Source organism: Micromonospora sp. NPDC048835 (assembly GCF_040649995.1).
Classification (GTDB): Bacteria; Actinomycetota; Actinomycetes; order Mycobacteriales; family Micromonosporaceae; genus Micromonospora.
In genome coordinates, this window is sequence record NZ_JBEZGM010000015.1 from 162439 (window position 1) to 171545 (window position 9107).

Sequence of the window (9107 nt, forward strand, 5' to 3'; positions counted from 1 at the left end):
CACGACGCGGCGTACCGGCTAGCCTCGACGGGTGGCAACCGCGCTGGTGATCGAGAACGACCCGACGGACGACGCCCGCCGGCTGGGCGAGTGGCTGACCGAGGCGGGGCTGGAGCTGTGGGTGGTGCGCCCGCACGCGGGCGACGAACTCCCCGCCGACCTGGAGGGGTACGCGGCGCTCGTGGTGCTTGGCGGCGACCAACAGGCGTACCCGTTGCCGGACGGCTCGCCCGGTGCACAGTGGTTTCCCGCCGTGGAGGGCCTGCTGCGTAAGGCGGTCCGACACCGGGTGCCGACATTGGCCGTCTGCCTGGGCGCGCAGTTGCTCGCCACCGCGCACGCCGGGTCGGTGGAGCGCAGCCCGTCCGGGCCGGAGATCGGCCCCGGCGTGGTCGGGCGGCGCGACGCCGCCGAGGGTGACCCGTTGTTCCGCTACGTACCGTTGATCCCGGATGTGCTCCAGTGGCACTCCGACGAGATCACCGAGCTGCCCAGGGGGGCCACCCTGCTGGCCGCGTCCACCCGCTATCCGCACCAGGCGTTCCGCCTCGGTGACCGGGCGTGGGGGTTGCAGTTCCACATCGAGTGTGACGCCGCGATGATCGCCGACTGGGCCACCGACTCGGCCGAACTCGCCGAGCTGGGCTACGACCCGGAGCTGGTGGTCGCGGCCTGCTCCTCGGTGCTGGCCGACGTCGAGGAGGTCTGGCAGCCGTTCGCCGCCCGGTTCGCCGCGCTGGCCCTCGGCGAGTTGGACGACAGCACGGCGCGGCGCGGCCTGCCGTTGCTCGGGCACTGATGAGCCGGCCGACCAGGGCACCGGGCCGACTCGCCCGGTACGGCTTCGGCACCGCCGAAGGCGATGGTGGCGCACGCGCCGCGGACCTGCTCGGCCCGGCGGGGCTGCGGCTGTGGCGGCCGGTCGAGCAGGAGCCGGTCGACGAGGCCGCCGCGGAGTTGCTCGCCGCGCTGTCCCGGGCCGCCGACCCGGACCTGGCGCTGCGCCAGTTGCACCGCATCGTCGAAGCCGAGGGCCGCACCACCGACGGCGGCGCCGGGAGCCGTGCCGAGGACGGCAGTGCCGAGGGCCGCGCCACGGACGGCGGCACCGGGGGCCGCGCCGCCGACGGCGGCACCGGGGGCCGCGCCGCCGACGGCGGTGCCGAGTCGCCGCTGCTCGCGGAGGTGCACAAGGATCCCGGGCTGCGGCGGCGGCTGATCGCGGTGCTCGGTGCGTCGGCGGCGCTCGGTGACCATCTGGTCGCCCACCCCGAGCACTACCGGGCGCTGCGGACCGCCCCGGACGGGCTCGCCCCGCCCGCCGAGGGGCGGCTGGAGTCGATCGACGGCGGCAACCCGGTGGCGGCGCTGCGGACCGCGTACCGGTTGGCGCTGTTGCGGATCGCGGCGGCCGACCTGACCGGCGGTCGTGGCCTGGAGCAGACGATGGCCGCGCTCTCCGCGTTGGCCGACGCGACGCTGTCCGCCGCGTACGAGACAGCGGTCGCGGAGTTGCCGGAGGGCACCGAGCGGCCCCGGCTCGCGGTCGTGGCGATGGGCAAGTGCGGCGGCGGCGAGCTGAACTACGTCTCCGACGTGGACGTCATCTTCGTCGCGGCGGAGGATTCCGACCTGTCCGCCGCGACCCTGGTGGCGACCCGACTGATCTCCATCTGCGGTCTGGTGGCCTGGCCGGTGGACGCCGCGTTGCGCCCCGAGGGCAGCCGTGGCCCGCTGGTCCGGACCCTCGCCAGCCACCTGGCCTACTACCGGCGGTGGGCGCGCACCTGGGAGTTCCAGGCGCTGCTCAAGGCCCGCCCGGCCGCCGGAGACCTGCCGCTGGCCCAGGAGTGGATCGACCAGCTCGCGTCGCTGGTCTGGCGGGCGGCCGAGCGCCCCGAGGCGGTCGAGGACGTGCGCGCGATGCGTCGCCGGATCATCGACCACATTCCGCCCAAGGAGTTGGAGCGCGAGATCAAGCGCGGTCCGGGTGGGCTGCGCGACATCGAGTTCGCCGTCCAGTTGCTGCAACTCGTACACGGTCGCGGTGACGAGACGCTTCGCGCGCCCGGCACCATCCCGGCGTTGCGCGCGCTGGTCGCCGGCGGCTACGTCGGACGGGCCGACGGTGAGGCCCTGTTGCGCGGCTACCGCTTCCTGCGCAGCGTCGAACACCGGCTGCAACTGCAGGGCCTGCGTCGTACGCACACCGTGCCCGCCGAGCCGGGCGCGCTGCGCTGGCTCGCCGCCGCGCTGGGTTTCACGGCCGCGCCGGGGCGCAGCGCCGTGGAGAGCTTCCGGGCCGAGTGGGTCACCCACGCCACCGAGGTACGCCGACTGCACGCCAAACTGCTCTACCGGCCGCTGCTGGAGTCGGTGGCCCGGGTGCCGGCCGACGGGCTGCGACTCACCCCGGAGGCGGCCAGGAACCGCCTGGAGATCCTCGGCTTCGCCGACCCGGCCGGGGCGTTGCGCCACCTCCAGGCGCTCACCGGCGGGGTGAGCCGCACGGCGGCCATCCAGCGCACCCTGCTGCCGGTGCTGCTCAGCGAGTTCGCCGACGCGCCGGAGCCGGATCGGGGGCTGCTCAACTATCGGAAGGTCTCCGACAAGCTGGGCAGCACCCCCTGGTATCTGCGGCTGCTGCGCGACGGCGGCCCGGTGGCCCGGCGGCTGGCCCGGGTCCTCGCGCTGTCCCGGTACGTCGCCGACCTGCTGGCCCGCGAGCCGGAGGCGCTGCGGCTGCTGGCCGAGGAGAACGAGCTGGCGCCACGCGCGCCGGAGGTGCTCCGGGAGGGGTTCCTCGCGGCGGCGGCCCGGCACCCCGATGCGGTCGAGGCGACAAGCGCGGTGCGCGCTCTGCGCCGTCGCGAGCTGGTCCGGGTGGCCTGCGCCGACGTGCTCTGCCGGGCGGGTGCGCTCGCGCCCAGCCCGACCCGGCCGGACAGCGCGGCCCGGCCGGACAGCGCGGCCCGATCGGACAGCGCGGCCCGATCGGACAGCGCGGCCCGATCGGACAGCGCGACCCGGCCGGCCCCCGGGCTGTCCGACATCACCGCGGTCGGGACGGCGCTCGCCGATGTCACCGACGCCACCCTGGCCGCCGCGTTGCGGGCCGCCCAGGCCAGCCAGCCCGCACCGGAGGGGCTGCGGTTCGCGGTGATCGGCATGGGTCGGCTCGGCGGGTACGAGTCGAACTACCTCTCCGATGCCGACGTGCTCTTCGTCTACGACCCGCCGGCGGGCAGCAGCGAGAGCGCTGCCAGCGCCGCCGCGCACGCCGTCGCCGAGGAGTTGCGCCGACTGCTCGGGGTGCCGGCCCCGGACCCGCCGCTCGGCGTCGACGCCGACCTGCGGCCGGAGGGCCGCCAGGGTCCGCTGGTCCGCAGCCTCGCCGCGTACGCCGCGTACTACGCCCGCTGGTCGCGGGTGTGGGAGGCGCAGGCACTGCTGCGCGCCCGGTTCGTCTGCGGCGATGCCGACCTGGGCGCCGAGTTCGAGGCGATGATCGAGCCGGTGCGCTACCCGGCTGATGGGCTGACCCGCGAGCAGGTCGTGGAGATCCGGCGGATCAAGGCCCGGGTGGAGAACGAGCGGCTGCCCCGGGGAGCCGACCCGGCCACCCACACCAAGCTGGGTCGCGGAGGGCTCGCCGACGTGGAGTGGGCGGTGCAGCTCGTCCAGCTCCGGCACGCCGGCGCGATCCCTGAGCTGCGCGGCACGCGTACCCTCGACGCTCTCGCGGCGGCCGAGCGGGCCGGCCTGGTCGACCCGACGGACGCCGCGGAGATGGCCGCCGGTTGGGCCCTGGCCGCGCAGGTCCGCAACGCGCTGATGCTGGTCCGGGGTCGGGCCGGCGACCAGTTGCCCCGGCACGGGGTGGAGTTGGCCGGCGTGGCCGGGCTGCTCGGCCGCGACGACCCGGGGGAGTTCCTCGACGAGTACCTGCGCACCGCCCGCCGCTCCCGCGCCGCGGCCGAACGGGTCCTCGATGCCTGACGCCCCGCCGCGCCCCGCCGGGCGGCGCATCGCGGGCACCGGCGCGCTGGCCGCGACCGGGGTCGCGGTGGTGCTCGCCGTCGCGTTCCTCCTCGCACCACCGATGGGCACCGACCTCGCCGCGCAGGTCGCCCGTGCCGGGTTCGCCGAGCGGTACGGGGCCGCGCCCGTCGACTTCGGCTGGTACGGCGGCGTCAACCAGTACGGCTACAGCCTCTTCACCGCCACTTGGGGCGCGCTGATCGGGGTGCGTCCGCTCGGGGCGGTCGCCGCCGTGGTCGGCGCGGCCGCGCTTGGGTGGTTGTTCACCCGCAACCGGGCCCGCCGGCCGCTGCTGGCCGGCGTCCTCGGCGCGGTGGTGCTTGTCGGCAACCTGGCCAGCGGTCGGATCACCTTCGCGGTCGGGCTGGCGTTCGGGCTGCTGGCGCTCTGCGCGGTGAGCGCTGAACGCCCACCACGCTGGCTCCGGTTGACGCTCGCCGCCGGCTGCGCGGCCCTGGCGACCGCGGCCAGCCCGGTCGCCGGCCTGTTCACCGGACTGGCCGGCGCGGCGTTGCTGCTGGCCGCCCTGCGCACCGGCGACGGCCCGGGCCGCCCGCTGCCCGGAGGCTGGCGGGCCGAGCGACCGCTGGCCGAGGGGTTCGTGCTGGCCGTGGCGCCCGCCGTCACGCTCGCCCCGATCGCGATCGGCTTCGGCAACGGCGGCACCCAGCCGTACTCGGCCGAGTCGATGCGCATCAACGTCGCACTCGCGGTGCTGGTGGCGGTCGTGCTGCCACGTCGCCGCCGGGTGCTGCGCATCGGCGCGGCGCTCACCGTGCTGCTCCTGGTCGGGGCGTACTACGTGCCCAGCCCGATCGGGTCCAACGCGCTCCGACTGCCGATGCTGTTCGCCCTGCCCGTGCTGGCCGGGTACGCCGCGTTGCCGGGGCCGTGGCTGGCCGGCCTGCTCGCCGCGACCGTGTGGTGGCAGTCGCCGGTGATGCTCAGCGACGTGACCCGGGCCGGAGCGCCGGAGAGCGTTGCGCGCTTCCATCAACCGCTCGTCGCCGAACTGGACCGCCGGCAGCCAGCCGGGAGGGTCGAGGTGGTGCCGCTGCGCGACCACTGGGAGTCCGCGTACCTGCCGCCGACCGTGCCGCTGGCCCGGGGCTGGGAACGCCAGGTCGACAGCGACCGCAACGCGCTGTTCTACGACGGCAGCCTCAGCGCGCAGACGTACGAGCAGTGGTTACGGCACGAGGCGGTGACCTACGTGGTGCTCGCCCCGGACGCGCCCGCCGACAGGTGGGGGCGCGACGAGGCCGCGCTCATCCGCGGCGGCCTGCCGTACCTGCGGGAGGTCTGGAGCGACAGGACCTGGCGGATGTACGCCGTGGTCGACCCGGCCCCGCTCGTCGGTGCCCCGGGCCAACTCGTCGCCGCCGGGCGCGACGCGGTCCGGCTGACCGCCACACCGGGGGACGTGCCCGTGCGGGTGCGCTGGTCACGCTGGCTCACCCTGAACGGCCCGGACGGCTGCCTGCGACCCGGCGCGGACGGGTGGACCGAGGTGCGGGTCCGTGCCGCCGGTGACTACACGGTCTCCAGTGCGCTGACACCGGCCCGGCACTGCTGACCGTGCCGTCGGTGCCCCGCCGTGTTGCTGGCAGCATGTCCGGCGTGCCTTCCCACCTCGCGCGCTGGACCGGCCTCGCCGGCTCGATGCTGCTCGCGCTCGCCGCCTTCCTGGGCGGAGCGTTCCCCGGCGGCCCTCTGCGCAGCACCCCGGTCAGCATCTGGCAGGGGCCGCACGGCCCGCTGATCCTCGCCGCCTGGTTGGTCGGCACCGGCCTGATGGCGTACGCCTGGTGGGCGCTGCGCGACGGTGGGCCCTCGACGCGGTGGGCCCTGGTCACCGTCGGGCTGTGGCTGCTGCCGTTGCTGGTCGCACCACCCTTCGGCAGCCGGGACGTGTACGCGTACGCCTGTCAGGGCGCCAGCTTCGTCGGTGGCATCAGCCCGTACGAGCAGGGCGTCTCCGCACTGCCCTGCCCCTGGCTGGACACGGTCTCGGTCATCTGGCGCGACACCCCGGCACCGTACGGGCCGCTGTTCGTGCTCATCGCGGGCGCCGTGGTGAAGGCCACCGGTTCGCTGACCGCGAGCATCGTGGTGTTCCGCGCGCTGTCGCTCGTCGGCGTGCTCCTCACCGCGTGGGCCCTACCGGTGCTGGCGCGCCGGGCCGGTGTGCCGCCGAAGCGGGCGGTGTGGCTGGCGTTGGGATCTCCGCTGGTCGCCGCGCACCTGGTCGGTGGCCCCCACAACGACGTGCTGATGCTGGCCGCGCTTGTCGGTGGGCTGGCCGTGGTGGCGGCGCACCCGGGTCGGCGCACAATGCTGCTGGTCGGCGGCCTGCTCCTCGGAGTCGCCGTCGCGATCAAGGTGACCGCCGTGGTGGTGGTGCCGTTCGCCGCGCTTGCCGCGACCGTCGGGCCGTACCGGATCAGAACGCTGATCCGCGACGGCGGCTGGGTGGTCGGCGGCGCGGTCGCCACGGTGGTCGGCGTGACCTTCGCCGGTGGGCTGGACTTCGGCTGGGTCGGCGGGCTGTCGCAGGGTGGCGCCGCCATCGCCTGGACGTCCCCGCCGACAGCCGTCGGGCAGACGGTCGGCTACGTCGCGGCACTGTTCGGCGGCCACATCGACGCGTTGCCGGTCACCCGCGGGATCGCCGTGGTCGTCCTGGCAGTCCTGCTCGTCTGGCTCTGGTGGCGGGCCCGCACCCGCGACCCGCTCTACTACGCCGGCCTCGCGCTCGCCCTCACCGTCGCGCTCGCCCCCGTCGTACACCCCTGGTACTGGACCTGGCCGCTCTTCGTGCTGGCGGCCACCGCGCAGCGGACCCGATGGTTCACCGTGGTCGCACTTGTCGCGTCCTTCCTGGTGCTGCCCGACGGCACCGGCCTGCCCCGGTACACCAAGACCGTCGGGGCGCCACTGATGACGCTGTTGGTGATCGTGCTGGTCATCCGGTTGGTACGGTCGGCTCGGGCGGCCCGTCAACCGGTCGCCGCCGACTGAGGGAAGGTGCGCCGGTGACCGCTCCCGGTGCGTCTGTTCCCCCGCCGCCGGTGTCGTTGGCAGCATCGGGTGCCCGGTACGCGGGCCTGATCGGTGCGGTCCTGCTCGCCATGGCCGGACGCCTCGGCGGGGCGCTGCCCCACGCCCCGCTGGGCGTGACACCCGCGTCGATCTGGCGAACCCCGGACGGCCCGGCGACGCTCACCTGCTGGCTGGTCGGCACCGTCCTGCTGGTCGGGGCATGGTGGTCGCTGCGCGCGGGTGCGCCGTCGACCCGTTGGGCGTACGTCACCGCCGGGCTGTGGGCACTGCCGCTGCTGGTCGCGCCACCGCTGGGAAGCAGGGACGTCTACTCGTACGCCTGTCAGGGCTGGACATACGCGCACGGGGTCGACCCGTACGCCGTGGGCGTGGCGGCGGCAGGCTGCCCCTGGCTGGACACGGTGGCCCCGATCTGGCGGGACACCCCGGCACCGTACGGGCCGGTGTTCGTCCTGCTCGCGGCCCTCGCCGTCGGCCTCGGCGGCGGGCTCACCGGCACCATCGTGGCGCTACGCGTGATCGCCGTGGCAGGGTTGCTGCTGGCCGCGATCTGCCTGCCCGGTCTGGCGCGGGCGGCCGGGGTGCCGGCCCGTCGGGCGGCCTGGCTGGCGCTGGCCGGCCCGCTGGTCGGCATCCACCTGGTGGCCGGGGCGCACAACGACGCCGTGATGCTCGGCCTGCTGCTGCCCGGGCTGCTGACCGCGGTCCGTCGACCGGGCCGACCGGCGGCGTTGCTGCTGGCCGGAGCGCTGCTCGGGCTTGCGGTCACAGTGAAGGCGACCGCCGTGGTGGTGGTGCCGTTCGCGGTGCTCGCCGGGACGCCTGGCCGCCACACCGTACGGGCGTTGCTGCGCCACGGCGCCTGGCTGCTCGGCGGGCTGCTGGCCGCGCTGCTCGTCACCTCCGCGGTGTCCGGCCTCGGCTTCGGCTGGGTGGGCGGGCTGACCCACAGCGGCGACTCGGAGCAGTGGACGTCACCACCAACCGCCGTCGGCTTCGTCGTCGACTACGCCGGTACGCTGGTCGGCCGGGACCCGCAGGCGGTGCCGACCGTACGGACTCTCGCGCTGGTGCTCCTCGTCGGGGTGCTCGTGGCGCTCTGGTGGCGGGCCTGGCAGACCCTGCGCAGCATGAACGACACTGCGGGTGCGGGGCGCGCGGGTCCTGAGGTTGCCTTGCCTGGTGTTGCCTTGCCTGGGGTTGCGTGGTCGGAGCAAGCGTTTCCAGGGCTCGCGTTTCCGGGGCTCGTGTGGCCTGGGGCTGGTCGTGGATCGATGGCGCGGTCCCGGGTGGCGCTGCACGGCGCGGCGATGGCGCTTGTCGCGACAGTCGTCCTGTCCCCGGTCTTCCACCCCTGGTACGCCACCTGGCCACTGGCGCTGCTCGCGCTCACCTGCGCCCGTACGACGTGGTTCGTGCTGCCCGCCGCAGCGGCGGCCTTCCTGGCCCTGCCCGACGGCACCAACCTGGCTCGTGCCACGAAGGCACCCGGTGCCCTGGCGATGACCGCCCTGCTGCTGATCGTGCTCGTGGGCGCCCTGCGCCGGAGGACGCGCACCCCTGCCAAGACAGCCGACCCAGCGTTCCACGCCACGCCCAGGAACGACCAATCCCGCTGATCATGGGGGGTGAAGGAGACATAGTGGACCACAGCGGGTCCTGGACCCAAGATCCGCGCAACTACAGGGAAGGTGCTGCCTCCCGGCCGCCGGAGGCAGCAACATCCCCGAAGTTGCGCCTGCCAACGAGCGTGTGGGCCGGGGCCAACCTGAGTGCGGGGGAGCATGGCGTGGGCACGGGGCGGCGGGGCACGGTGTGGGCGGGGCATCAGGGCGCGACGGGGTGCGCGGTGCCATGGGAGGGGTGTCGACGGGGGGGACAGACGGGCCGGGCCGGCTCCGCGGTGAGCGGAGCCCCCCCCCCCACGGATGAAACGCCCAATAGAGAAGCTAAGAAGCGAAGACAAGAAAACAAAACAAAATAAAAAAGAACAAAAAGCGCGG

The 9107-nt window shown here is 74.8% G+C and carries 5 protein-coding genes; all 5 read left to right on the plus strand.

Features of this window, described 5'->3' with window-relative positions:
* The first annotated feature begins 31 nt into the window (after window positions 1-31).
* The 5 genes from AB0C15_RS19920 to mptB (AB0C15_RS19940) are packed head-to-tail and all read left to right on the plus strand — an operon-like array spanning window position 32 to window position 8723.
* A complete protein-coding gene (locus tag AB0C15_RS19920) occupies window positions 32-799 on the plus strand; it encodes a type 1 glutamine amidotransferase (RefSeq protein ID WP_357353938.1) in 768 nt (255 codons plus the stop codon).
* Complete coding sequence (locus AB0C15_RS19925) at window positions 799-3999, plus strand: bifunctional [glutamine synthetase] adenylyltransferase/[glutamine synthetase]-adenylyl-L-tyrosine phosphorylase (RefSeq protein ID WP_357353940.1); 3201 nt, start codon at window positions 799-801, stop codon at window positions 3997-3999. The genes AB0C15_RS19920 and AB0C15_RS19925 overlap by 1 nt, the downstream gene beginning before the upstream one ends.
* Window positions 3992-5617 (plus strand): hypothetical protein, encoded by a 1626-nt coding sequence (locus AB0C15_RS19930; RefSeq protein WP_357353942.1) that lies wholly within the window; start codon window positions 3992-3994, stop codon window positions 5615-5617. Before AB0C15_RS19925 ends, AB0C15_RS19930 begins: the two co-directional genes overlap by 8 nt.
* Window positions 5618-5661: 44 nt before the next feature.
* A complete protein-coding gene (mptB, locus tag AB0C15_RS19935) occupies window positions 5662-7062 on the plus strand; it encodes a polyprenol phosphomannose-dependent alpha 1,6 mannosyltransferase MptB (protein WP_357353944.1) in 1401 nt (466 codons plus the stop codon).
* Between the two features lie 14 nt (window positions 7063-7076).
* Window positions 7077-8723 carry a polyprenol phosphomannose-dependent alpha 1,6 mannosyltransferase MptB gene (gene mptB / locus AB0C15_RS19940; protein ID WP_357353946.1) on the plus strand — a complete coding sequence of 549 codons (1647 nt, stop codon included), beginning with the start codon at window positions 7077-7079 and terminating at the stop codon, window positions 8721-8723.
* Window positions 8724-9107: the final 384 nt, after the last annotated feature.